Genomic DNA, 262 nt, shown 5'->3' with positions numbered 1-262 from the left:
ACGCCCAGCACCTCGGCCCAGATCGCCGCCAGTTGCTGTTCGAGCTCACCTTCAGGGGCTTCGAACGGTCGTTGCCAATCCCCGGCATCCGGCAGCGGCAGGGCCTGGCGATCGAGCTTGCCGTTGCCGGTCAGCGGCAAGGCGTCCAGCAGCAGCCAGTGACTGGGTACCATGTAGTCCGGCAGGCCGACCTTGAGCGCGGCGCGCAGTTGATCGCGCCAGGCGATCGGGTCGAGTGGGGTTTGCGCAGGCACCACGTAGG

The 262-nt window shown here is 67.9% G+C and carries 1 protein-coding gene; it reads right to left on the bottom strand.

The window, feature by feature from the left end; all coding sequences use genetic code 11:
* A partial coding sequence (locus tag AAEZ06_RS27545; RefSeq protein ID WP_350617290.1) for a hypothetical protein occupies positions 1 to 262 on the bottom strand: 262 nt, incomplete at both ends.

It is taken from the genome of Pseudomonas sp. HY7a-MNA-CIBAN-0227 (genome assembly GCF_040310325.1).
Classification (GTDB): Bacteria; Pseudomonadota; Gammaproteobacteria; order Pseudomonadales; family Pseudomonadaceae; genus Aquipseudomonas.
This window is presented reverse-complemented; position numbering and strand designations above follow the sequence as displayed.